The sequence below is a fragment of the Rhodospirillales bacterium genome (assembly GCA_016699855.1).
Lineage (GTDB): Bacteria > Pseudomonadota > Alphaproteobacteria > Reyranellales > Reyranellaceae.
In genome coordinates, this window is sequence record CP064988.1 from 5,061,123 (window position 1) to 5,084,670 (window position 23,548).

The window sequence follows — 23,548 nt, forward strand, 5'->3', positions numbered from 1 at the left end:
TAGCGCACTGGACTTGCAGCCATCGTCCTGAGCGGCGCGAAGGACCTCGACTCCGTGGTATGTGACGCGGGTGCCCGCCGCGCGCGATCCGCGCGAGTTTTGCGCGATCTCCTCGCGCGGCCGCCGCGAAAACGTCATGATCCGCGTCCAGCGTCGCGGTCCCGTTTCCCGTCCCGAGGTGCGCCGATGTCCCTGATCCGCCGATCGTTCCGACTCCAGGCCGCCGCCACGCTGGTCGGCCTGACAACCGCGCTGCTCGCCACCGCCTCGGCGCTGGCGCAGGAGCTGGCGCTGAAGCGGGTCATGCTGTCGTCGGGCGGGGTCGGGTATTTCGAGTACGAGGCGGCGGTCGAGAACGACGCGGTGCTGAAGCTCACGGTCGGCCTCGACCAGGTCGACGACGTGCTCAAGAGCCTCGTGGTCTACGACGACAAGGGCGGCGTCGGCGGCATGAGCCTGCCGGGACGCGAGCCGCTGTCGCAGGTGTTCAAGGAGCTGCCGTTCGACCAGGCGGCGCTGGGCGCGCCGGCGACGCTGCTCAACGCGCTCAGAGGCGCCGAGATCATGATCGGCGGCGCCCGCGCCATCACCGGCCGCGTCGTCGCGGTCAACGCCGAGGCGGTGCTGAGCCCCGAGGGCCGCCAGGTCGGCACCCGCAACCGCGTCACGGTGATGACCGACAAGGGCATGCAGCAGTTCATCCTCGAGGAGGCGGAGACGCTGCAGTTCGCCGATCCCGCCGTCCGCGAGCAGGTGCAGCGGGCGTTGGCGGCGCTGGCCTCGAACCGCGCCAAGGACGCACGCTCCATCGAGCTGACGTCGAAGGGGCAGGGCAAGCGCACCGTGCGGGTGGCCTATATCGTCGGCGCGCCGCTGTGGAAGGCGTCCTACCGGCTCACGATCCCGGCCGACGGCGACGCCACCCGGGCGCAGCTCCAAGGCTGGGCCGTGATCGAGAACATGAGCGGCAAGGACTGGAAGGACGTCGAGCTGACGCTGGTGTCGGGCAAGCCCGTCACGTTCCGGCAGGCGCTGTACCAGTCCTACTACATCGACCGCCCGAACATCCCGGTCGAGGTGATCGGCCAGCTGCTGCCCGGCGTCGACACCGGCGAGATGGAGCGATACCGCCGCGAGGCCAGTGCCTCACCGCCGCCGCCACCCGCGCCGGCGATGCGGCCGGCGCCCGGCGCGCCGCGGGCGCAGACGCAGATGGACGGGCGCATGATGCCGGGCTTGGCCGGCGGCGCGCCCGCCGAGTCCGCCTCGCGCAACATGGCCGCGCCGGCCGAGCAGGTCGCCGCCCAGGAGGCGCTGACGCAGGTCGTGTTCAAATTCCCCTCGCCGCTGTCGGTCGGCACCGGCCGCACGCTCTCGGTGCCGATCATCAATGGCGACGTGCCGATCAAGCGGCAGGCGCTGTATCAGCCCGAGACGCATCCGCGCAATCCGCTGGCCGCCGTGCGGCTCCAGAACGACGGTCCGACCGGCCTGCCGCCGGGCCTGATCACCATCTACGAGCGCACCGGCCAGCCCGGCTCCGGCCAGGTCGCCTATGTCGGCGACGCGCGTCTCTCTGCGCTGCCGCCGGGCGAGAACCGGCTGCTGAGCTACGCGTTGGACCAGAAGATCACGGTGGAGCGCGAGACCGGCCAGACCGAGGTCATCGTGCGTGGGTCCGTCGTGCAAGGCGTGCTCAAATACGACGTGATGCGGCGTCAGACCGTGACCTACAAGGTCAAGGCGCCGGCGCGCGAGAACCGCCAGCTCCTCGTCGAGACGCCGCGGCTGGGCGGCTGGACGCTGGTCAAGCCGGACTCCAAGGACGTCGGGCTGATCGAAGGCCGTTACCGCGTGCCGTTCGACCTCAAGGGCGGCGAGTCCTACACCTTCGAGGTGGTGCAGGAGCAGACCGTCAGCCAGGAGCTGGCGCTGCTCAACGCCAACCCGGAGCGCGTCGGGTTCTTCGCCAAGGCGCGCGAGTTCGACCAGAAGACGCGCGACCAGCTCGCGCAGCTGCTGCGGCTGCAGGGCAACGTGGCGCAGGCCGAGAAGCGCGGCGCCGAGATCGACGCCCAGCGCAACCGCATCGTGCAGGAGCAGGGCCGCATCCGCGACAACCTCGCCCGGGTGCCGTCCAACAGCGACCTGCACAAGCGCTACCTCGCGACGCTCGACCGCCAGGAGACGGAGATCGAGGGTCTCGCCAAGCAGCGCGGCGACGCCGACAAGGCCGTCGACGCCGCCCGCGAGGCGATCGTCGCGTACATCAAGTCGCTGGGGTAGGTGGCTTCGTTCTTCCTCCCTCTCCGCCGCGTAGCGGGGGAGAGGGAAGGGGCCCGCGCGCAGCGCGGGAAGGGTGAGGTGGTGGTCGTCGAATTGACGGCGTCCGAAACCGACGCACGTAGCATCTCCATCTACATAGCGACCGATACGACGACCACCTCACCCTCCCATGCTTCGCATGGGCCCCGCCCTCTCCCCCGCTTTGCGGCGGAGAGCGGGTAGTCGCCATCCGATATGCAAGCCCGCTAGCCACAAGCGGGCGGAGAAAGAGCAGGACGCCTACAAATCGGCGCCGACGGCGTCGGCGACGCTGGCGAAGCCGTCGCGTTTGAGCAGGGCGGCGAGCTCGTCCTTGATACGGCGCACCAGCCCCGGACCCTCGTAGACCAGCGCGCTGTAGAGCTGCACCAGGGTGGCGCCGGCGCGGATCTTGGCGTAGGCGTCGGCGCCGCAGCCGACGCCGCCGCAGCCGATCAGCGGAAAGCGTCCGGCGACGGATTTCGCGGCGGTCTTGAGCACCGCCGTCGACAAAGCCAGCAGCGGCGCGCCGGACAGCCCTCCGGTCTCGCCACGGCGCGGACTCTTCAGATCCGCCGGCCGCGACAGCGTGGTGTTGCCGACGACCATGCCGTCGATGCCGACCTCGACCGCCGCGGCGACGACGTCCTCGACGTCGCCCTCCGACAGGTCGGGCGCGATCTTCACCAAAAGCGGCGCGTCGTGGTCGCCGCGCGCCGTCTTGGCGCCCGACAGCAGCGCCACCAGCTCGGCGCGACCCTGCAGGTCGCGCAGGCCCGGCGTGTTGGGCGACGACACGTTGCACACGAGGTAGTCGGCGTAGGGCGCGGTGGCGGCGACGCAGGTCGCGTAGTCGGCGGCGCGGTCGGCGCTGTCCTTGTTGGCGCCGACATTGACGCCGACCAGTCCGACCCGGGGCCGTTTGGCGAGGCGCTTGAGCGCCGCGTCGAGGCCTTGGCCGGGGAACCCCATGCGGTTGATGACGCCGCGGTCCTCCGGCAGCCGGAACAGGCGCGGGCGCGGATTGCCGACCTGCGGCCGCGGCGTGACGGTGCCGATCTCGACGAAGCCGAAACCGGCGCCGAGCATCGCGTCGGGCACCTCGGCGTTCTTGTCGAAGCCGGCGGCCAGCCCGATCGGATTCGGGAACGGCCGGCCCCACACGCAGCTCGCCAGCGAGGGATCGTCGACGCCGCGGTCGCGCGGCACGACCCCGGCGCGCGCGCCCGTGATCGCGGCGCGATGCGCCGTCTCGGCGTCGAGCCGCGACAGCACGGGATCGAGAAGGGCGTACCAGCCGGCCATCGGGCGTGGTTAGCAGAGCGGCGCCGGCCGCGCCATGCGGCCGTTGTGGACGGCTACTCGACGCCGCCGCGCCGCCGCTATTGCCGCGGAAAGCCCGAGCCGCGGCCGTTCATGAACGGGTTGCGCTTGGGGAACAGCACCGGGAACAGCTCGACGAACATCTGGCGGAAGGCCGGGTCGTCGACGTTGCGCGCCGCCGTCGTGGCGACCGCGCGGCTCATCAGGTCAGTGCCGCGGCAGAAGGCGATCGACAGCCGCGCCTGGCCCTCCTTCACCGGTTCGTGGGCGATCTTCTGCGGCGCCGCGCACAGCGTGTGGTGCGACAGGTTGCGGGCCGGACCGAATACGATCACCAGCCGGTAGTCGGGCGAGCCCGCTGGCATCGTGCCGGCGCGGGCGAAGCGCGTGGCGGGGCTCGCCGGCCGCGCCTGGTCCATGATCCGCAGCACCGCCGGCGCCAACGCGTCCGACGAGGCGCCGGGGAAGACGTCGCCATGCAACTCGACCGGGAACTCGCGGCCGTCGGCGGCGGCGACGTATTCCTGGTAGCTATAGGGGGACTCTGCGCCGGCCGAGGTGATGACCGCGGCCGACGCCGGCGCGGCGGCGGACACGGCTGAGGTGGCGGCGATCAGGGCGGCGGCGATCCTGCGGCGCATTGCGGTCTCTCCTCGGGCGGCTGGCGTCATCCTACACCAACACCGGCCGGGCAGCGTTATTCCAAGGGCGATGCGGGCGATGGACCATTCCGCTTTGCCAACGTCACAGGCGATTGCCGGGACCGCGCGCGCCGGCCGGATCGCGGTGCGAACGCGGCGGGCGGGCGATGCGCCGCGGACCTTGTCCGCCGGGCCCGGGCGCGGGACAGTGAGGTCCGCTTGGATCGAGGATCGAAGGTAGAGCCGCATGTCCGCGCCCCAGTCGCCCCACGCTCCGCTCCGGACCGGCGAGCCCGTCGACGCGCTGGTGATCGGCGCGGGTTTCGCCGGCCTGTACGCCCTTCACGCGCTCAGGGACCGCCTCGGGCTCAGGACCCTCGTCGTGGAAGCCGGCGGCGACGTCGGCGGCACGTGGTACTGGAACCGCTATCCCGGCGCGCGCTGCGATTCGGAGAGCCATTCCTACTGCTACAGCTTCTCCGAGGAGCTGTGGCGCGGCTGGGAGTGGTCGGAGCGCTATCCCGACCACCGCGAGATCCGCCGCTACCTGGGCTACGTCGCCGACCGGCTCGACCTGCGGCGCGACATCCGCTTCGACACCCGGGTCTCGGGTTGCCGCTACGACGCGGCCGCCAACCTGTGGCGCGTGACGACGCGGACCGGCGAATCGCTGTCGGCGCGGTTCCTGATCACGGCCGTGGGCTGCCTGTCGACCGCCAACATCCCGCGCGTTCCCGGCCTCGCCGAGTTCACGGGCGCCTGGTATCACACCGGCGAATGGCCGCACGCGGGGGTCGATTTCACAGGCAAGCGGGTGGGGCAGATCGGCACCGGGTCGACCGGAATCCAGGCCGCGCCGGTGATCGCGGAGACGGCGGCGCACCTGACCGTGTTCCAGCGCACCGCCAACTACAGCGTGCCGGCGCGCAACCAGCCGCTGACCGACGCGTTCAAGGCCTGGATCCGCGACAACCGCGACGAGGTGCGGCGCGTGACCCGCTCGACCCTCAACGGGCATCCCTTCACCATCGACGACCTGTCCGTGCACGACGTGACGGAGGCCGAGTTGCGCGCCATCCTCGACCGGGCCTGGGCGCGCGGCGGCCTCCAGTTCCGCGCCAATTTCCGCGATGTCATGCTCGACGAGAGCGCCAACGCCAGGCTGGCCGACTACATCAAGGACCGCATCCGCGAGACCGTGAAGGATCCGGCGACGGCCGGCGCGCTGGCCGACATCGACCACCCCTACGCCGCGAAGAGGCCGCCGATCGACACCGGCTACTTCGAGACCTTCAACCGCGACAATGTCGACCTGGTCGACGTGCGCGCCGATCCCGTCGCTCGTATCACGCCGACCGGGATCGCGCTGGAGAGCGGGCGTGAGATCGCGCTCGACGTCATCGTCTTCGCCACCGGGTTCGACGCCATGACGGGTCCTCTCATGGGCCTGGGCATCGAGGGCGCCGGCGGCCGGACGCTGGCGCGGGACTGGGCGGACGGCCCGCGCACCTACCTGGGACTTCAGGTGGCGGGCTTCCCCAACCTCTTCACGATCACCGGCCCCGGCAGTCCCTCTGTGCTCTGCAACATGCCGGTCTGCATCGAGCAGCACGTCGACTGGATCGCCGACTGCATCGCCTACATGCGCGCCAACGGCCTGTCGCGCGTGGACACGACCGAGCCTGCGATGGAGCGATGGGGCGCCGAGGTCGCCCGCGCCGCTGCCGCCACGCTGCTCGCGCGCGTACGCCACAGCTGGTATCTCGGGGCCAACGTGCCGGGCAAGCCGCGTGTGTTCATGCCCTACGCGGGCGGGATGACCCGTTACCGCGACCATTGCGCGGGCGTCGCGGCCGCCGGCTACGATGGCTTCGTGTTCGACCGCGTCGCCGCCGCGGCCGCAGCCGCCAGCTGATCCGGCGACAGCCGTCCATAGGCTCCGGGCGGACGCCTCAGACGTCGAGGTCGTGCGCGAACTTGGCGTTCTCTTGGATGAACGCGAAGCGCTTCTCCGGCTTGCGGCCCATCAGGTCCTCGACCAGGGTCGCGGTGCGCATGGCGTCGCGGCGGTCGTCCTCGTCGACCGACATCGGCACGTTCACCTTGAGGAGGGTGCGCCGGCGCGGATCCATCGTGGTGTCGCGGAGCTGCGCCGCCGGCATCTCGCCCAGCCCCTTGAAGCGGCTGATCTCGACCTTGCCGGCGCCGGCGAACACCGTCTTGAGCAGCTCGTCGCGGTGCGCGTCGTCGCGCGCGTACTCGACGCGCCCGCCGCGCGACAGGCGGTAGAGCGGCGGCTGCGCGAGGTAGAGGTGGCCGTTCTCGATCAGCTTCGGCATCTCGCGGTAGAAGAACGTCATCAGCAGCGAGGCGATGTGCGCGCCGTCGACGTCGGCGTCGGTCATCACGATGACGCGCTCGTAGCGTAGCCGCTCCTCGCTGTAGTTGCCGTTGGTGCCGCAGCCCAGCGCCAGGATCAGGTCGGAGACCTCCTGGTTGTCGCGCAGCTTGTCGGCCGAGGCGCTGGCGACGTTCAGGATCTTGCCGCGCAGCGGCAGGATCGCCTGCGTCTCCCGGTCGCGCGCCGACTTGGCCGAGCCGCCGGCCGAGTCGCCCTCGACCAGGAAGATCTCGGTGCCGTCGCGCTTCGACGACGAGCAGTCCGCCAGCTTGCCCGGCAGGCGCAGCTTGCGGGTCGCGGTCTTGCGCTGCTGCTCCTTGTCCTGGCGGCGGCGCGCGCGCTCCTCGGCGCGGGCCACGAAGGTCTCCAGCAGGACGTTGGCCGATTCCTTGTCGCCCGTCAGCCAGTGGTCGAAATTGTCGCCGACCAGCGTCTCGACCAGCTTGGTCGCCTCGACGCTGACCAGCTTCTCCTTGGTCTGGCCCTGGAACTGCGGCTCGGGCACGAAGATCGACACCAGCCCGGCGGCGCCCTCCATCACGTCGTCGGCGGTGATGGTCGAGGCCTTGCGGTTGTTGACCATCTCGCCGTAGCGCTTGAGGCTGCGCAGCAGGGCGGTGCGGAAGCCGCTCTCGTGCGTGCCGCCCTCGGGCGTCGGCACGGTGTTGCAGTAGGACCGCATGAAGCCGTCCTCGTCCTGCGGCCACCAGATAGCCCACTCGACCTTGGCCTTGACGCCGTTGAGGTCGGTCTCGGCGACGCCGGCGAACGGCGCCGGGGTGATCGTGGCGCGCTTGCCGATCTCGGATTCGAGGAAGTCGCGCAGGCCGCCGGCGAAGTGGAATGAATCCTCCGCCGGCACCGAGCCGTCCTTGGGCAGCAGCGAGGGATCGCAGCGCCAGCGGATCTCGACGCCGCGATAGAGGTAGGATTTGGAGCGCGCCATCTTGTGGACACGCTCGGCGGAGAATTTGGCGGCGCCGAAGATCGGGGGGTCGGGATGGAAGGTGATGGTCGAGCCGCGCCGGGTCGGCGCCGCGCCGGTGTTCTTGAGCTTCGTGACCGGCTTGCCGCGGGCGTAGCTCTGCTCCCACGACTGGCGGTCGCGGGCGACCTCGACGTGCAGCTCGTCCGACAGCGCGTTGACGACCGAGACGCCGACGCCGTGCAGACCGCCGGAGGTGGCGTAGCTCTTGCCGTTGAACTTGCCGCCGGAATGCAGCGTCGTGAGGATCACCTCGAGCGCCGACTTGTTGGGGTATTTCGGGTGCGGGTCGACCGGGATGCCGCGGCCGTTGTCGCGGATCAGCACCTTGTTGCCGGCCTGCAGCTCGACGGTGATGGTGTCGGCGTGGCCGGCGACGGCCTCGTCCATGGCGTTGTCCAGCACCTCGGCGACGAGATGGTGCATCGCCCGCTCGTCGGTGCCGCCGATATACATGCCCGGCCGTTTGCGGACCGGTTCGAGCCCCTCCAGGACCTCGATATCCTTGGCCGAATAGCCGCCGCCCTTGGGGTCGCGGGCGCCGGCGTCGAACAGATCGTCGCTCTTCGCCATGTCGTTTTCCGTGGTCTTTGGCGGGCCGCCGGCGGGGGTCCGGGGATGGCCGCTGGGCGGTTGGTATGGTAGGAAACGCCGGCGAAAGCAACAATATCCGGTAGGGGCATCCGATGGCCGAGACCATTCCCGCAGCCGCCGCGCCGGCGCCGCGGGTCGTCGATCTGGCGCGCGAACCGATCCTGCGCACGGTGCCGCAGCCGGCCGACGCCAACCCCAACGGCGACATCTTCGGCGGCTGGGTGCTGTCGCAGATGGACGTGGCCGGCGGCGTGCCGGCGGCCCGCACGGCGCAGGGCCGGACGGCGACGGTCGCCATCAACGCCATGGAGTTCGTGCAGCCGATCAAGGTCGGCGACCTCGTCAGCGTCTACGGCGAGGTGGTCAAGATCGGCAACACCTCGATCACGATCCGGCTGGAGACCGTGGTGCAGCGCCAGCTCGATCCCACCCCGATCCGCGTGACGGAGGGCAACTACGTGTTCGTGGCGATCGACGACCAGGGCCGTCCGCGCCGGGTGCCGCGGTGATCCGCCGCGCGCTGGCCGCGGCAGCGCTCGCCGCCGCGGCGCTGCTGTCCGGAGCGGCGCTGGCGCACCCCCACATCGTGGTGTCGCAGGTCGTGCGCTTCGTGGTGACCGACGGCGTGTTCACCCATGTCGAGGTGGAGTGGCGCTTCGATCCCTTCGCCAGCGAGCTGGAGATCGCCGCCGCCGACGCCAACAAGGACGGCAAGCTGTCGGAGAAGGAGGTCCGCGACCTCGCCGCGGTGGCGCTGCCCGAGCTCAAGACGCTGGGCTACCTGCTGTGGCTCAACGCCGGCGCCAAGGACTACCAGCCCAAGGGCGCCTCTCCGGTGTTCGGCGCGCGCATCGCCGCGCCGGCCGTGTTCATGCCCGAGGACTGGGCGCCGCAGGCCGATCCGCCGGGCGGCGCGATGCCGGCGAAGCCGGGGCAGGGCGCGCCGCAGGCGGCGCCGGGCAAGCCGCCGGTCTCGACCGACATGCCGCCGCTCAAGGGCGCCACCACGCTCAAGGACAAGCAGCGGCAACGGACCCCGCGCAACCTCGTCTACACGCTGCGTTTCGCGCTCGAGAAGCCGGCCAAGACCGTGTCGGTCGCCGCCATCGACCCCGAGGACTACGTGCGCATCGAGCTGCCGAAGGCGAAGGCCTGGGAGATCGTCGGTGCCGATCCCGGCGCGACCTGCGCCGTCGACAAGCACCCCACCGCGAAATCCGAGTACTGGCCTGGCAACCCGTTCTTCGCCGACCGCCTGACATGCCGTCTGCCGTGAACGCGGTGCGGCGCTTCGCGGCGGTGGAAGGTGGCCGTCGTGCGGTGGGGCGGCGCCGGCACCCGTTTCCGCGGGCCGCGCGTCGCCCGACGAAAGGAACGTGACATGACGAGCGCGAGCCTCTCCAACCGCGCGGCGTGGCTGTGGATCGCCGGCGCGGTAGGCGCGCTGGTGCTGCTGGCGCTGGCGTTCGGCGACCTCACCGGCCAGATCGGCCGCGTCGCGGCGGAGTGGCAGACGCGGCTCAACCGCGAGGTCGGTCTGCGGCTGCGTTCGATCGCCGACACCGGCGACGCCACGGCGCTATGGGCTTTGCTCGGCACCGGGCTGCTCTACGGGATCGTCCACACGCTCGGGCCCGGCCACGGCAAGGCGATCGTGGTCGCCTACTTCCTCGATGGCGCGCGGCGGCGCGCCTGGATCGAGGGCGCGCTGGCCGGCGCGTGGATCGCCATCACGCACACCGCGGCGGCGCTGGCGCTGGCCGCCGTGCTGTTCCTGCTCGGCCGCACGCGACCGCTCTCGGCGCTGGCCGACGTGCGGCTGGTCGAGCTCGTCTCGTACACGTTGATCGTCGCCGTCGGCCTGTGGCGCCTCCACGCCGGCCTCACCGGCCGTCTGCACGACCACGACCATGGCGACGGTGGTGGCCACGACCACCACGCCCATGATCATGGACACGCGCACGGCCATGCGCACACGCACGCACACGACCATGGCCACCGGCACGACCACGACCACGCGCGCGACCATGGTCACGAAGATGGGCGTTCCGGGAGCCATGGCGCGGTGGCGTCGCCGGGGGGCTGGCGCGCGTTTTTCCGGCTCGACGCCGGGCTCGGCCTGCTGACCGCCGCGGGCGTGGCGCCCTGCGCCGGCGCGGTGGTGATGGTGCTGTTCGCCGCCGCCTTCGACGTCGTCTGGGCGGGATTGCTCGGCGTCGTCGCCATCGCCTTCGGCATGGCCGCGACCCTGACGGCCGTCGGGCTGGCGTCGATGGCCGCCAAGCGGCTGATGATCGGCGAGAGCGCGTCCGACGCCATCGGGCGGATCACCACGATCGTCGCGGCCGTGATCGTGCTGGCGACCGGCGGCCTGCTGCTGCTCGGCGCCCTGGTGCGCCTTTTCGGACGGTGACGACGGCCGATCCGCGCCGGAATGCCGCGCGCATGACCCCGTGACAAGCGCGCATGGCTTCGCGCGTTGCCGCGGGGCGTGCGCGCCGGCATGTTGAAGCCGCGCCGCCGAGACGCCGGCGCAGGGCATCGAGGCGATCATCGTGAGCGACGCGACGGCGGGCACGCCGGCACCCCGGTTCGACCGAAGATTGCTGCTCGGCATCCTCTTCATGTGCGGGTCCGGGGCGCTGTTCCCGGTCATGAACGGCCTCGTGAAGCAGCTCAGCGCCGGCTACGAGTCGCCGCAGATCGTGTGGGCGCGCACGCTGGGGCATCTGATCTTCGTGCTGCTGCTGTTCGCGCCGCGGCGTGGCATCGGCATCATCCGCTCGAACCGGCTGGGCTGGCAGGTCGGCCGGTCGCTCCTGCTGCTGGTGTCGACCTCCTGCTTCTTCTACGCCGTGCAGTTCGTGCCGCTGGCCAAGGCGGCGTCGATCAGCTTCATGGCGCCGCTGCTGGTCACGGTGCTGGCGGTGCCGATCCTCGGCGAGCGCATCGGCATCCACCGTCTCGGCGCGGTGCTGGCCGGCCTGGTCGGCGTCCTCATCGTGATCCGGCCGGGCACCGAGGTGTTCCAGTGGGCGTCGCTGCTGATCCTGTGCAGCGCGGCGTGCTACGGCCTCTACCAGATCTTCACGCGCCGCGTCGCCGGCGCCGACGCGCCGGAGGTCTCCGTGGTCTACAGCGCGCTGGTCGGCACGCTGGTGATGACCTGCCTGGTGCCGTTCTTCTGGACCACGCCGCAGTCGCTCAAGGACATCGCCATCCTGACCAGCCTCGGAATCTTCGGCGGGCTCGGCCATTACTGCGTCGCCAAGGCGATGACCTACGCCGCCGCCAACGTGCTGTCGCCGTTCCAGTACTTCCAGATGGTCGGCTCGGTGATCGTCGGCTTCGTGATGTTCCACGAGGTGCCGGACGGCTACACGTGGCTGGGCGCCGCCGTCATCATCGCCAGCGGCCTCTACATCGGCTGGAACGAGTCCCGCAAACCGCGCGCGGCCTGACGCCTCAGTGCATCTTGCGCCGGTCGCGCTTCGGGGCCGGCGGCGCCGGCGCCGCGCCGGCCGGGCCGGGCGCCTGGGCCGACTGGTGGTGGATCATGCGCCACGCGCCGTCCTCGCGCGTGAACACGTTGGTCGCCAGCAGGTGCGCGCCCGGCAGTATCTCGCGGCAGATCACCATCCCCATGTCGCCGCGCGCCACCACGACGTCCTCGACGATGCGCACCGTGGTCGGCTGGGCGGGGTTGCGCAGGATGGCGCGCCAGCTCGCGAGGATCGTGGCACGGTCGTAGAGCGGCGGCTGCCCGGGATGCAGGCAGGCGACCGGCGCGGCGCGCGCCCACAGCGCGTCCATCGCCTCGATGTCGCGGTCGACGAAGGCGCGGTACAGCGCCCGGTTGGCGCGCGCCACGCCGGCGCGGTCGCCGCCGGCGCGCGCCGTGACGACGGTTGGCGGCTTGGGATCCTCGTCCGGCTACGGGCTTGCGCTTCTCGACGAAGGCGTCGACCGCCTCCTTGTGATCCTCGGTCTGGTGCGCGATCGCCTGCATCGAGGCCGACATGTCGAGCAGGGTCGAAAGCTCGCTGCGCGCACCCTCGCGCACCAGGCGCTTGGCCATGCGCAGGCCGTAGGCGGGATTGACCGCGATGCGCCGCGCCAGCGCGCGGGCCTCGTCCATCAGCTTGTCGTCGTCCACCACCTTGGAGACCAGCCCCATCTCGAAGGCCTGCTCGCCGGTGAACTGCTCGCCGGTGAAGGCCATCAGCATGGCGTTGGACATGCCCACCGCGCGCGGCAGGAACCAGGCGCCGCCGTCGCCAGGGATGATGCCCAGCTTCACGAAGCTCTCGGCGAAGCGCGCGCTTTTGCCCGCGATGCGGATGTCGCACATGCAGGCGAGGTCGCAGCCGGCGCCGATGGCGTGGCCGTTGACGGCGGCGATGATCGGCACCTCCAGCTCGTACATCGCCGTGGGGATGCGCTGGATGCCCTTGATGTAGCCGTTGCGCACGCCGTAGACGCTGCCGCCGAACATGCCCTCCTTGGTCTTCATGTTGCGCACGTTGCCGCCCGAGCTGAACGCCGTGCCGGCGCCGGTCAGGATCGCGCACTTGACCTCGTAGTCGTCGTTGATGCGCGCCAGCGCGTCGACGATGGCCGAGATCGTCGCGTCGTCGGAGATCGCGTTGCGGACGTCCGGATCGTTGAGCGTCAGGGTGACGATCCCCTCGGCGCTCTTTTCGTACAGCAGTTTGTCGGCCATGGCGCATACCTCGAAACGGTAAATGGACGTTTAATTCCGGCGGAACGGGTCTAGGATTAGCGGAGTGCGGCGCGCCGGCCAACGGCCATGGCGCGCCGCCCTCGAAATCGTTCCGGAGGAAGCCCGCGATGTCCGCGCCCGCGCTCGAGTTCCCGCCCTTCCGCCTGCCGCCCGACATCGAGGAGCTGCGCGCCGAGGTCCGCGCCTTCCTCAAGGAGACGCTGCCGGAGATCAAGGGCGGCGAGCGCTACAAGAGCTGGAACAGCCGTTCGCCCGAGTTCAGCCGCAAGCTGGGCGAGAAGGGCTGGATCGGCATCACGTGGCCGAAGCGCTACGGCGGCGCCGAGAAGACCTTCCTGCACCGCTACGTGATCACCGAGGAGCTGCTGGCCAACGGCGCGCCGGCCGGCTCGCACTGGGTCGCCGACCGCCAGAGCGGCCCCAACATCATCCGCTTCGGCAACGACGAGCTGAAGGATTCGATCCTGCCGCGCATCGTCAAGGGCGAGTGCTTCTTCTCGATCGGCATGAGCGAGCCGGATTCGGGCTCCGACCTCGCCTCGGTGCGCACCCGCGCCGACAAGGTCGAGGGCGGCTGGCGCGTCAACGGCACCAAGATCTGGACCAGCGGCGCGCACCGCTCGCACTACGCCATCGTGCTGCTGCGCACCAGCGGCCAGCACGGCGACAAGCACCGCGGCCTCAGCCAGCTCGTGGTCGACCTGGCGTCGCCCGGCATCACCATCCGGCCGATCATCAACCTCAACGGCAAGCACGACTGGAACGAGGTCGTGTTCCGCGACTGCTTCGTGCCCGATCCGATGATGCTGGGCGAGGAGGGCGACGGCTGGCTCCAGGTCACCGGCGAGCTGGCCTACGAGCGCAGCGGCCCGGAGCGCTTCCTGACCAACGTCCATGTGCTGCGCGAGCTGATCCGTCTGGTCGGCCGCCAGCCCGGCGCCCAGGCCCAGGCCGTGGTCGGCAAGCTGGCCGCCCGCCTGTGGAGCCTGCGGCAGATGTCGCTGTCGGTGTCCGGCATGCTGCAGCAGGGCAAGTCGCCGGTCGCGGAGGCGTCGGTGACGAAGGATCTCGGTACCCATTTCCAGCAGGACCTGCCGGAGATCGCGCGCCTGCTGGCCGAGACCGACGCGGCCGACGAGGACGATCTCGCGGAGTTCCTCGACATGTGCCAGATGGCGACGCTCGCGGCGCCGGCCTATTCGATCCAGGGCGGCACCACGCAGGTGCTGCGCGGCATCATCGCGCGCGGCCTCGGTCTGCGCTGAAGGAGCCAATGCACATGTCGACGGAGAACGAGACCCGCCAGATGTTCGTCGAGACGGCCGCCAAGCTGTTCTCGGAGCAGGCGACGCGCGAGGTCATCAACGGCTTCGAGAAGGGCGAATGGCCTGCCGATCTGTGGCGACAGGTCGAGGAGGCCGGTCTGCCGTGGGCGGCGGTGCCCGACACGATGGGCGGCGCCGGCGGCGACCTCGGCGACCTGATGGCGGTGCTGCGCGAGGCCGGCCGCAACGCCGTGCCGCTGCCGATGGCGGAGACCGGGCTGGGCGCGCTGTTCGCGGCCGAGGCGGGGCTGACGCCGCCGCCCGGACCGATCGCGCTGGTGATCGCCGACGCCAAGGCGCCGGTCCGCATCGCCGGCGGCAAGGTGACCGGCAAGGTGTCGCGGGTGGCCTTCGCGTCGGTATGCGACCATTTCGTCGTCGTGGCGCCGGGCGAGTCGGGACCGGCCGTCGCGGTCGTGCCGCGCGCGGCGGCGAAGATCGCGGCGCAACAGGGCCAGACCGGCGAGCCCTACGACGACGTCGCCTTCGAGGGCGCGGCGGCGGGCGCCACGGCGGCGGCGAAGACCACGCCGGAGCGCGCCTTCGAGCTGGCGGCGCTGGCGCGCGTCAGCCAGATGACCGGCGCCGCCGACCGCGTGCTGTCGATCGCCACGCAGTATTCCAAGGAGCGGGTGCAGTTCGGACGCTCGATCAGCACCTTCCAGGCGATCCAGCACATGCTGGCGGAGCTCGCGACCTACGTCGCCGCCGTCGCCGCCGCCGCGCAGGCGGCGGCGCGCGACGCCGAGGAGGGCCACGGCACCTTCGCGATCATGGCGGCGAAGACCCAGGCCGGCGAGGCGGCGCACAAGATCTGCGCCATCGCGCATCAGTCGATGGGCGCGATGGGCTACACCTACGAGCACATCCTGCACCAGTACACCCGCCGCCTGTGGGTGTGGCGCCGCGACTACGGCAGCGAGACCTACTGGGGCGCGCGGCTCGGCCGGGCGCTGGCAGAGGCCGGTCCGGACGCGTTCTGGCCGTCGCTGACGGCGAGCCGGATCGCGGCGTAGACCGCCGCGCGGCGCCGCCACCGCTTGGCGGCGCCGACCTTGGACGAAGGGCAGGGAGGAAGGGCGTGGCACCCGACAGTCTCGACCGGTCGTCCGAGGCCATCGACTACGTCGCCCGTGCGCGCGAGGTCGCCGTCAAGGCGGCGGCGCTGTCCGACGAGATCGAACGCCAGCGCCGCCTGCCGCCGGCGCTGCTCGACGCGCTGCACGGCGCGGGGCTGTTCCGTCTGCTGCTGCCGCGCGCCTTCGGCGGCGCCGAGACCGATCCGCTGACCTTCTTCAAGGTGATCGAGGCCGTCGCCAAGGCCGACGCCAGCACAGCGTGGTGCCTGGGCCAGGCGTCGGGCTGCTCGATGGCGGCGGCGTATCTCGATCCCGCGGTCGCGCGCGCCGTGTTCGGCGACGATCCGCGCGCCGTGCTGGCGTGGGGCCCCGGCCCCAAGGTGCGCGCCGTGCAGGTCGAGGGCGGCTACCGCGTCACAGGCGAGTGGAGCTTCGCGTCGGGCGGCCGCCACGCGACGTGGCTGGGCGCGCATTGCCCTATCTTCACGCCCGACGGCGCGCCGCTGCGCGACGCCGCCGGCCGCGGCGTCGAGCGCACCATGCTGGTGCCGGCGTCCGAGGTGGTGTGGACCGACATCTGGAAGGTGGTCGGCCTGCGCGGCACGGCCAGCGACGCCTTCGCGCTGACCGACCATTTCGTGCGCGCCGACCACTCGATCACCCGCGACTTCGAGAAGGAGTGCCGCGAGACCGGGCCGCTCTACCGCATGTCGGCGCTGGCGCTTTACGAGATCGCCTTCGCCGGCGTGTCGCTGGGCATCGCGCGCGCCTGCCTCGACCAGTTCATCGAGGTGTCGCGCACCAAGGTGCCGCGCGGGCTGAAATACGCGATCCGCGACAACGCGGTCGTGCAGGCCGGCGCGGCGCGGGCGGATATCGGCGTGCGGTCGGCGCGGCTCTACCTGACGAAGACGTTCCGCGCGATCTGGGACGAGGTCCGCCAGCCCGGCGCCCGCTTCACGCTCGACCAGCGCATCGCGCTGCGCGGCGCCTCGACCCACGCCATCCACCAGTCGCGCGAGGCCGTCGATTTCGCCTACAACGCCGCCGGCGCCACCGCGATCTTCGAGAGCCATCCGCTGGAGCGCCGGTTCCGCGACATGCATACCGTCACCCAGCAACTCCAGGGCCGCGCCCAACATTTCGAGTCGGTCGGCGCCCACATGCTCGGCAGCGCGCCCGACCTCACTTTCGTCTGAAATTCCGCGGGAGGCCGTCATGGGACTCGGAGTCCTTCAGCACTACACGATCGAGCCGGTCGATCTCGAGGCGACCAGGGATTTCTACGTCGAGGCGCTCGGCCTCGAGGTGGGCGAGCGTCCGCCGCTCGGCTTCCCCGGCTACTGGCTGTACTCCGGCGGCGTCGCGACCGTGCATCTGCTCGGGCCGCGGAAGCCGCGCGAGGGGATCGTCGTGCGTCCGCCCGGCGAGCGCATGGACAACACCGGCCGGTTCGACCACATCGCGTTCGCCGCGTCCGATGTCGACGCGGTGCGGAAGCGGCTAGATGCCAAGGGCGTGAAGTACCGCGAGCAGACCGTGCCCCGGACCGGCGCCAAACAGATATTCCTGCACGATCCCGACGGTGTCGGGGTCGAGCTCAACTTTCCGGCGATGTGACGTGAATGAGAAGTAGGTAATTAGTCACTTTTCTTCCGGGTGAAACCGGCGTAGGTTGAGGCGATCCAAACCGGCCCCGCCGAGGGAGCGTCCAACATGCCCGCCAGCTTCAAGCACGCCGTCGACCGGCTCTCGGCCGGGCAGAAGACGCTGACCACCTGCTGGCTGGCGTCCTACAAGATGATCCTCAAGTTCCACGGGCAGCGCACGGACAACATCCAGGCGCGGATGCAGTCGGCGGGCATCGACGCGGCCGACGCCGAGGCCAACGGCCTGCTCGACACCGACTACGACAAGGCGGGCCGCGCGCTGGGCAACGACCGCTTCGCCGGCACCAAATTCAACAAGGAGCAGGGGTTCTTCGACGTCGGATTGTCCGACGGCTGCGAGGCGTTCCTCAAGATTCTCGCGGCCGCGCCGTTGTGGACCTCGCGCCGCGCCGGCAAGGAGTTCCATATCGTCGTCGCCGTCGGCTGGGACGACGACAACGAGCAGATCATCTTCCTCAATCCGTTCCCCGGCCCGGACCACGCGCTGGAGGTGAAGCTCAAGGGCAACCTCTTCGTGCGCAACATCACCTCGGCCGCCGGCTCGGTGCAGAGCGCCGTCATCGTCCCCTGACGGCGGCGCCGGCGGTCACAGCCCCAGCGCGGCGAGGTCCGGCGCGGCGCGGTGGTGGTCGGTGGCGTCCTGGAACGCCTTGCCCAGCCGTAGCACCATCGTCTCGGCGAACGGTTTGCCGACGATCTGCACGCCCAACGGCAATCCGCCCGATAGTCCCGCCGGCAGCGACACCGCGCAGAGCCCGAGGAAGTTCGCCGGCCGCGTCAGGTAGCCCGGCAGCGGCGACGCCTCGTCGACCTCGGCCAGCGGGATCGCCGTCGTCGCCATCGTCGGCAGCAGGATCGCGTCGTAGGCCTCGAACCATGCCGCCATGGCGCGCCGCCGGCCCGTCATCGCGAACATCGCGTCGGCGTACTGCCACGGCGTGAAGTTCCGGGCGCTGAGCACCCGCCGGCGCACCGCCTCGCCGATCGGCTTGTCCATGTCGCCGATATAGGCCTGGTGGTGCACATAGGCCTCGGTCGACGACACCGTGCCGGACATCGCCGCGACGTCGAAATACCAGTCCGGCAGCCGCGTCTCGACCACGTTGACGCCGATCCCGCGCAGCGTCGCGGCTGCGGCGCGCCACGCCTCGACCGCGTCGGGCTTCATGAACTCCGGCAACTGGGCCGCGTCGGGCATCGCCACGCGCGCGCCCTTGACCCGCGCGCCGGGGGCGACGGCGGCCATGTAGTCGGCCGGCGGCGGCGCGGACAGCGTCGCGGCGTCGCGCGGATCCGGTCCGGCCAGCGCCTGCAGCAGCAGGGCGCAGTCCTCGACGCTGCGCGCCATCGGCCCGATCGTGTCGAGCGTGTGCGACAGCAGCATCGTGCCGTGCAGGCCGATGCGGCCGTGCGTGACCTTGACGCCGGTGAGGCCGGTGAAGGCGCAGGGGATCCGGACCGAGCCGCCGGTGTCGCTGCCGATGCCGGCCGGTGCCAGCCGCGCCGCCACGGCCACGCCGGTGCCGCTCGACGAGCCGCCGGGCACGCGGTGGGTGGCGAGGTCCCACGGGTTCCACGGCGCGCCCATCAGCGGGTTGGTGCCCCAGCCGCCGAGCGCGAACTCGACCATGTGCGTCTTGCCCAGCGGGATCATGCCCGCCGCCAGCAGCCGCTCGACCGTCGTGGACGTCTCGGTGGCGACCCGCTCGGCGAACATGACGGAGCCGCCGGTGCCGACGCGCCCGGCGATGTCGCACAAATCCTTGATGGCGATCGGCAGCCCGTGCAGCGGCCCCAGCGGCAGGCCGGCGGCGCGCGCCTTGTCGGCGCCGTCGGCGAGCGCGCGGGCTTCCGACGCGTAGACCTCGTTGAAGGCGTGCAGCCTGCCGTCGGCCTTGTCGATCCGCGCCAGCAGCGCATCGACGATCTCGCGGCTGGAGAAGCGCTTGGCGCGCAGCCCGGAGGCCAGTCCGGCGAGTGTCAGTTCGTGAATCGCGCCCGTCATGCCCCGATCCTTTCACCCGCTCCGCGCGCGGTCAGCGACCCGCGGCGCGGCCGACGATCCCGCGCTTCCGATCATAGCGCAGGAACCCGCGCGTGGTCCCGCTTTCGCCGAGCCACAGGTACGACAGTATCCACGCCTCGGGATGGCGGGCGCAGGAGGCGATCCTCAGCGTGGCGCCGATCTCGAGGCGCGGCGTGCGAACGCGCGGGACGACCTTCCCCGACGGCGAGACCATGACGATGTCCTGCGCCACGCAGACGCAGAACCAGTCGTCCCACGCCGCGGCGTGGGAGGCGTGCGACGCGAAGCGGATCTCGCGACGGGGCGAGTCCGCGTCGTTGGGCGCCAGCCAGCCGGCGAGCGAGTCGAACGTGAGCGTCTGCGAGCGCGACCGGACCGCCGTCTTGTAGCCGCCGAGGTTGCCGTAGGCGCCGGGCACGGTGCGGCCATCGGCGTGGAGGCGCGGGAGCGCGGGATCCTCCGGGATGGCCATGAACGCCTTGTGCAGCGCCGCCGCGGCGCGGCGCCGGGCCACGTCCGCGGGGTCGCTCCGCGACGCCCGCACCGCGGCGAGCATCTCGGCCAGCGCCGCGTCGCCCAGGGTGGCGAGCACCAGACCATGCAGTTCGCCGGCCAGGAAGGCGTCGTGCGGGCATGAGGTCGCGTTGTCGGTGTGGCCCGAGCCGGAGGTCTTGCCGACGACCACGCTCTCGGCCGTGATGTGCGCGTATCGCGTCGCGCCGTGGCGCCACGCCTCCCAGCTTGTCTTCACGTCGCCCGGCCAGCGCCGGTTGAGGTGGGGAACCCGCTTCCGGAAGCGTCGCGCGGCCAGGCGCGCGGAAAGAGATCGCACCGCATCGGCGCGCCGGGCGCGAGGTCCGGCTCGCGGATCATCTTGAACGTTCCCGGCCGCGGATCGTAGCGCGCGTCGTCGCCGGTGTAGCGCAGCGCCAGACCGCGCCGGCGCCGTCCCGGCGTGTCGTTGCCCGGCGCGCCGTGCACGATCATGGCGTGGAACACCAGGCAGTCGCCGGGCTCCATGTCCCAGGACCTGATGTCGTGATCGCCGCGCGCCGCCTCGATGTCGGGGATCGGTGGCAGCGGGTTGTCCTTGAAGCGGGCGTCGTTCTCGCCGCCCCTCCGGAACGCCGTCGGCCGGTAGCTCACGCCGGCGCGGTGCGAGCCGGCGATGAACTCGACCGCGCCGTTTGTACGGTCGGTGCGGTCCAGCGCGATCCACACGCTGGCGATCTGCCAGCCCTTCACCGCCCAGTAGGGCTGGTCCTGGTGCCACGGCGTCGGATGCGCGGTCGACGGCTCCTTCACGAACAGCTGGTCGTAGAAGAAATCGGCGGTGCGCGAGCCCATCAGCCGGGCGGCGATCTCCGCCGCCGGCGAGTCGAGCGCCGCGGCGCGGAACTCTGGATCGCGCGTCCACATGAACATGTCGCCGAAGAACCGGCCCGGCGTGCTGCCCTCGGCGAAATTCAGCGCCATCGGACCCGGCGCGCGGATGTCGCGCTCGACCGCCGCGCGCAGGCGCTCGACCCACGCCGGATCGAACGCGTCGCGCAGACACACGACGCCGTCGCGGCCGTAGGCCGCCACGTCGGCGTCGGTGATCCCGACGCCGACGCGCGTCGCCGCTTCCGTGGCGTCCACCATGGCGCCGCGATCCGCCGGCGCGGCGCCTAAGCCGCCGGTGACAGCACGTGGATGGTGCGGCTCGCGATGTGCTCGCGGGTCTTGGCGGCGTAGGCGGCCATGTGCGGCGCCGCGGCGTGCGCCTTCAGCGCGTCGAGGCTCTCCCACTTCTCGACCACCACGAAGGTGTCCGGACCCAGCGGCTTGCCGGCGGAGAAGCCCTCGGCGTCGATCACCGGGCCGTACTCGATGCAGCCGTTCTCGGCGTGCACCGCCGGCATGTTGGCGCGGAACGCCGCCAGGATCTGGTCGCGCATGCCCGGCTTGGTGGTGATGATGGCGAGAACGTGGATCATGGTGGTTTCCTCCTGTGGGTCGACGGCGCCAGCTTAACCGCCCGCGCGCGGAGGGGCGAGCGGCGTCCGCGTCATGGCGTCACGGCGCGAAAGCGTGGCGGCTCACCGCGTCAGGCGGCCGATGAACGCCAGCACCGGCGCCTCCCAGTAGGACGGCCGCAGGATCAGGCCGTGGCCATCGGGGTACAGGCCGGAGCTCATGACGAGGTCGCCGCTGCCGCCGGCGGCGCGGTAGGCGTCGAACGCCGCGCGGCTGGTGGCCGGCGACACGCACAGGTCGGTGTCGGCGTAGAGCCAGAGCGTCGGCGCCCGCGCGAGCGCGCCGGCCTCGGCGAACCGGGCGCGGGCGTAGGGCCCGGCCGATGTGGCGGGCTCGTCGGCGTCGCACCACGCGCCGCCGGCGAAGTTGATCACGCCGGCGATGTCGGCGGGACGCCGCGCGGCCTGGAGGATCGCGAACAACCCGCCGCGCGACTGGCCGACCATCAGCGGCCGGCGGGCGTCGATCCCGGGCCAGCCGCGCGCGGCGTCGACCACCGCGTCGAACTCCTCGAACGCGGCGGCGGCCATCGCGTCGCCGTAGGCGGCGTCGAGCGAACGGTCGACCGGGAACTCGGGGAAGAACCGGCCGCGCGAACCGCCGGCGCCGCGGTGCATCGGCTCGACCACGGCCCAGCCGCGGCTGGCGAGCAGCCTCGCGATCGCGCCGTGGTGGATGACCGCGCCCTCCTGGCCCGGCGTGACGTCGCCGTGGATCAGCAGCGCCAGCGGCGCCGGCGCCCGGCCGGCGGCCGGGTAGAAGGTCGCGACGAGTTCGTCGTCGTCGCCGTTCGCGCGCGGCACCGGGATGCGCAGCATGCGCCACGGGCGGTCGCGGCCGAGCGCCGGCCATGGTTCGGGGCCGGCGCGGCGCAGCAGGGCGTACCGCACGTCGCGCCACGGCGCGGCCCGCTCCCACCGGGCGAACACGCGGTCGTCGGGCGTGTGCGTGAGCGTGATCCGCAGCCGCGGCGAGACGTCGACGACGACCCCGTCGGCCCGCACGGTGGCGGGCACCCGGTGCATGTCCGCCGGCAGCCGGCCCATGCGCGCGTCCTCGCCATAGGCGATCTCGACCATGAGGGCGCCGACGCCGTCGCGCGCGACCCGGATGCGTGTCTGGCGGGTGTCGTTCCAGGCGTCGCCGGCCCAGTCGCCGACGATGCCCGGCGTGGATGCGCTCCGCGCGGCGGCCTCCGTCGCGGCCAGCGCCGCGAGCGCGCCGCGCAGAATCGCGCGCCGCGACCAGCGCGCCATCGTCGCGCCGGGCGCGGAGTCGCCGCCGCCGTGGTCTGGATCGATCCTCATGCCGGATGGGGAGACTATCCGGCGGGCGCCCCGGGCGCGAGCCACCGCGGCGGCCGTCTGCGGTTTGACCGTCGGCGTGGCGGCGGCGGATACTGGGACGCATCCGGTGGCGGGTGAAGAGGCGCGCGATGGCGATCTCGGTCAAGCGGTTGCATCCGCTGTTCTTCGGCGAGGTCTCGGGCGTCGATCTGTCGGCGCCGTTGACCGGGGCCGACCGGAAGGCGATCGCCGACGCGATCGACGCGCACGCCGTGCTCGTGTTCCACGACCAGCGTCTCGACGACGACGCGCAGGTCGCGTTCGGCGCGCTGTTCGGTCCGGTCGCGACATCGGCGCAGCGCGCCCGGCACCACGGGGTGCGCCACCGTCTGGAGCGCGACGACATCGCCGACATCTCCAACCTCGACGCCGACAACCGCGTCATGGGGGCCGACGACCGGCGCCGCCAGGATTCGCTGGGCAACCGGCTGTGGCACACCGACGCCTCGTTCCGCGCGGTTCCGGGCGCGCTGTCGATGCTCTACGCGCACGACGTGCCGGCCGAGGGCGGCGACACCGAGTTCGCCGACATGCGCGCCGCGTGGGACGCGCTGCCGCCGCGCGAGCAGGCGCGCTGCCGCGACCTGGTCGCGGAGCACTCGATCTGGCACTCGCGGGCGCAGATCGGCTTCACCGACTATTCCGAGGCCGAGCGCGCGGCGCTGCCGCCGGTGCCGCAGCGGCTGGTCCGGCGGCATCCCGGTTCGGGCCGCGCCACGCTCTACCTCGCGTCGCACGCTTCGCACATCGTCGGCTGGCCGGTGCCCGACGGCCGCTTGTTCCTGCGCGAGCTGATCGAGTTCGCGACGCAGCCGCGGTTCGTGCACCGGCACCGCTGGCGCAACGGCGACCTCGTGATCTGGGACAACCGCTGCACGATGCACCGCGCGACCCCGTACGACACGACGCTGAAGCGCGATCTGCGCCGCGTGACGACCCGCGACGCGGCGTCGTCGCTCGAGGAGGCGGCGGCGTAGCCGGCCGAACCCCCGCCATCCGAGTTCGATCGCGTGTCGAGGATGCCGACGTGCCTTCCCTTCCCGCCGCGGAAGAGAAGGAGGGGGCCCGCCGCGTGAGCGGCGGAGAGGACG

The 23,548-nt window shown here is 71.7% G+C and carries 21 protein-coding genes and 1 pseudogene; 12 read left to right on the forward strand and 10 right to left on the reverse strand.

Annotated features, from left to right (window positions below):
• Positions 1-186: 186 nt before the first annotated feature.
• On the forward strand, positions 187-2,286 hold the full coding sequence (locus tag IPK81_23995) for a DUF4139 domain-containing protein (GenBank protein ID QQS12495.1): 2,100 nt from the start codon (positions 187-189) through the stop codon (positions 2,284-2,286).
• 279 nt (positions 2,287-2,565) lie between these two features.
• On the opposite strand, the gene IPK81_24000 is transcribed toward IPK81_23995, so the two are convergent.
• Both IPK81_24000 and IPK81_24005 read right to left on the reverse strand, forming a co-directional pair.
• On the reverse strand, positions 2,566-3,609 hold the full coding sequence (locus tag IPK81_24000) for a quinone-dependent dihydroorotate dehydrogenase (GenBank protein QQS12496.1): 1,044 nt from the start codon (positions 3,607-3,609) through the stop codon (positions 2,566-2,568).
• A 77-nt stretch (positions 3,610-3,686) separates the two neighbouring features.
• Complete coding sequence (locus tag IPK81_24005; protein QQS12497.1) at positions 3,687-4,268, reverse strand: hypothetical protein; 582 nt, start codon at positions 4,266-4,268, stop codon at positions 3,687-3,689.
• 247 nt (positions 4,269-4,515) lie between these two features.
• Between IPK81_24005 and IPK81_24010 the strand changes: the two genes are divergently transcribed.
• Positions 4,516-6,183, forward strand: a complete 1,668-nt coding sequence (locus IPK81_24010) for an NAD(P)/FAD-dependent oxidoreductase (GenBank protein QQS12498.1) — start codon at positions 4,516-4,518, stop codon at positions 6,181-6,183.
• Positions 6,184-6,220: 37 nt separating this feature from the next.
• Here the strand turns inward: IPK81_24010 and parE are convergent, their stop codons facing one another.
• Positions 6,221-8,227, reverse strand: a complete 2,007-nt coding sequence (parE, locus tag IPK81_24015; GenBank protein ID QQS12499.1) for a DNA topoisomerase IV subunit B — start codon at positions 8,225-8,227, stop codon at positions 6,221-6,223.
• Between the two features lie 113 nt (positions 8,228-8,340).
• On the opposite strand from parE, the gene IPK81_24020 reads away from it, so the two are divergent.
• From IPK81_24020 to IPK81_24035, 4 genes are all read left to right on the forward strand, one after another.
• On the forward strand, positions 8,341-8,757 hold the full coding sequence (locus IPK81_24020) for an acyl-CoA thioesterase (protein QQS12500.1): 417 nt from the start codon (positions 8,341-8,343) through the stop codon (positions 8,755-8,757).
• Positions 8,754-9,524, forward strand: a complete 771-nt coding sequence (locus tag IPK81_24025; protein QQS12501.1) for a DUF1007 family protein — start codon at positions 8,754-8,756, stop codon at positions 9,522-9,524. The genes IPK81_24020 and IPK81_24025 overlap by 4 nt, the downstream gene beginning before the upstream one ends.
• A gap of 105 nt (positions 9,525-9,629) precedes the next feature.
• The gene (locus IPK81_24030) at positions 9,630-10,661 is read left to right on the forward strand and encodes a hypothetical protein (GenBank protein QQS12502.1); all 1,032 of its coding nucleotides are present in this window, start codon (positions 9,630-9,632) and stop codon (positions 10,659-10,661) included.
• 142 nt (positions 10,662-10,803) lie between these two features.
• Positions 10,804-11,709, forward strand: a complete 906-nt coding sequence (locus IPK81_24035; protein QQS12503.1) for a DMT family transporter — start codon at positions 10,804-10,806, stop codon at positions 11,707-11,709.
• Positions 11,710-11,713: 4 nt separating this feature from the next.
• Here IPK81_24035 and IPK81_24040 read toward each other — a convergent pair whose 3' ends face one another.
• Both IPK81_24040 and IPK81_24045 read right to left on the reverse strand, forming a co-directional pair.
• The gene (locus IPK81_24040; GenBank protein QQS15247.1) at positions 11,714-12,118 is read right to left on the reverse strand and encodes a nuclear transport factor 2 family protein; all 405 of its coding nucleotides are present in this window, start codon (positions 12,116-12,118) and stop codon (positions 11,714-11,716) included.
• A gap of 55 nt (positions 12,119-12,173) precedes the next feature.
• Positions 12,174-12,971, reverse strand: a pseudogene (locus IPK81_24045) (crotonase/enoyl-CoA hydratase family protein).
• Between the two features lie 128 nt (positions 12,972-13,099).
• Here IPK81_24045 and IPK81_24050 point away from each other — a divergent pair.
• The 5 genes from IPK81_24050 to IPK81_24070 all read left to right on the forward strand — a co-directional run bounded on the left by IPK81_24050 (position 13,100) and on the right by IPK81_24070 (position 17,637).
• Complete coding sequence (locus IPK81_24050) at positions 13,100-14,257, forward strand: acyl-CoA dehydrogenase family protein (GenBank protein QQS12504.1); 1,158 nt, start codon at positions 13,100-13,102, stop codon at positions 14,255-14,257.
• 14 nt (positions 14,258-14,271) lie between these two features.
• Positions 14,272-15,333 carry an acyl-CoA dehydrogenase family protein gene (locus IPK81_24055; GenBank protein QQS12505.1) on the forward strand — a complete coding sequence of 354 codons (1,062 nt, stop codon included), beginning with the start codon at positions 14,272-14,274 and terminating at the stop codon, positions 15,331-15,333.
• Positions 15,334-15,398: 65 nt separating this feature from the next.
• Positions 15,399-16,595 carry an acyl-CoA dehydrogenase family protein gene (locus IPK81_24060; GenBank protein QQS12506.1) on the forward strand — a complete coding sequence of 399 codons (1,197 nt, stop codon included), beginning with the start codon at positions 15,399-15,401 and terminating at the stop codon, positions 16,593-16,595.
• 19 nt (positions 16,596-16,614) lie between these two features.
• A complete protein-coding gene (locus IPK81_24065) occupies positions 16,615-17,016 on the forward strand; it encodes a VOC family protein (protein QQS12507.1) in 402 nt (133 codons plus the stop codon).
• A gap of 96 nt (positions 17,017-17,112) precedes the next feature.
• Positions 17,113-17,637 carry a hypothetical protein gene (locus IPK81_24070; GenBank protein QQS12508.1) on the forward strand — a complete coding sequence of 175 codons (525 nt, stop codon included), beginning with the start codon at positions 17,113-17,115 and terminating at the stop codon, positions 17,635-17,637.
• A gap of 15 nt (positions 17,638-17,652) precedes the next feature.
• Here IPK81_24070 and IPK81_24075 read toward each other — a convergent pair whose 3' ends face one another.
• From IPK81_24075 to IPK81_24095, 5 genes are all read right to left on the reverse strand, one after another.
• Positions 17,653-19,071, reverse strand: coding sequence for an amidase (locus IPK81_24075; protein ID QQS12509.1), 1,419 nt, complete (start codon positions 19,069-19,071; stop codon positions 17,653-17,655).
• A 31-nt stretch (positions 19,072-19,102) separates the two neighbouring features.
• The gene (locus IPK81_24080) at positions 19,103-19,843 is read right to left on the reverse strand and encodes a hypothetical protein (protein ID QQS12510.1); all 741 of its coding nucleotides are present in this window, start codon (positions 19,841-19,843) and stop codon (positions 19,103-19,105) included.
• The gene (locus IPK81_24085) at positions 19,840-20,736 is read right to left on the reverse strand and encodes a phytanoyl-CoA dioxygenase family protein (GenBank protein ID QQS12511.1); all 897 of its coding nucleotides are present in this window, start codon (positions 20,734-20,736) and stop codon (positions 19,840-19,842) included. Before IPK81_24085 ends, IPK81_24080 begins: the two co-directional genes overlap by 4 nt.
• Positions 20,737-20,762: 26 nt before the next feature.
• On the reverse strand, positions 20,763-21,071 hold the full coding sequence (locus IPK81_24090) for an antibiotic biosynthesis monooxygenase (GenBank protein ID QQS12512.1): 309 nt from the start codon (positions 21,069-21,071) through the stop codon (positions 20,763-20,765).
• A gap of 102 nt (positions 21,072-21,173) precedes the next feature.
• On the reverse strand, positions 21,174-22,418 hold the full coding sequence (locus IPK81_24095) for a hypothetical protein (GenBank protein ID QQS12513.1): 1,245 nt from the start codon (positions 22,416-22,418) through the stop codon (positions 21,174-21,176).
• 128 nt (positions 22,419-22,546) lie between these two features.
• On the opposite strand from IPK81_24095, the gene IPK81_24100 reads away from it, so the two are divergent.
• A complete protein-coding gene (locus IPK81_24100; protein QQS12514.1) occupies positions 22,547-23,434 on the forward strand; it encodes a TauD/TfdA family dioxygenase in 888 nt (295 codons plus the stop codon).
• The last annotated feature ends 114 nt before the right edge of the window (positions 23,435-23,548 follow it).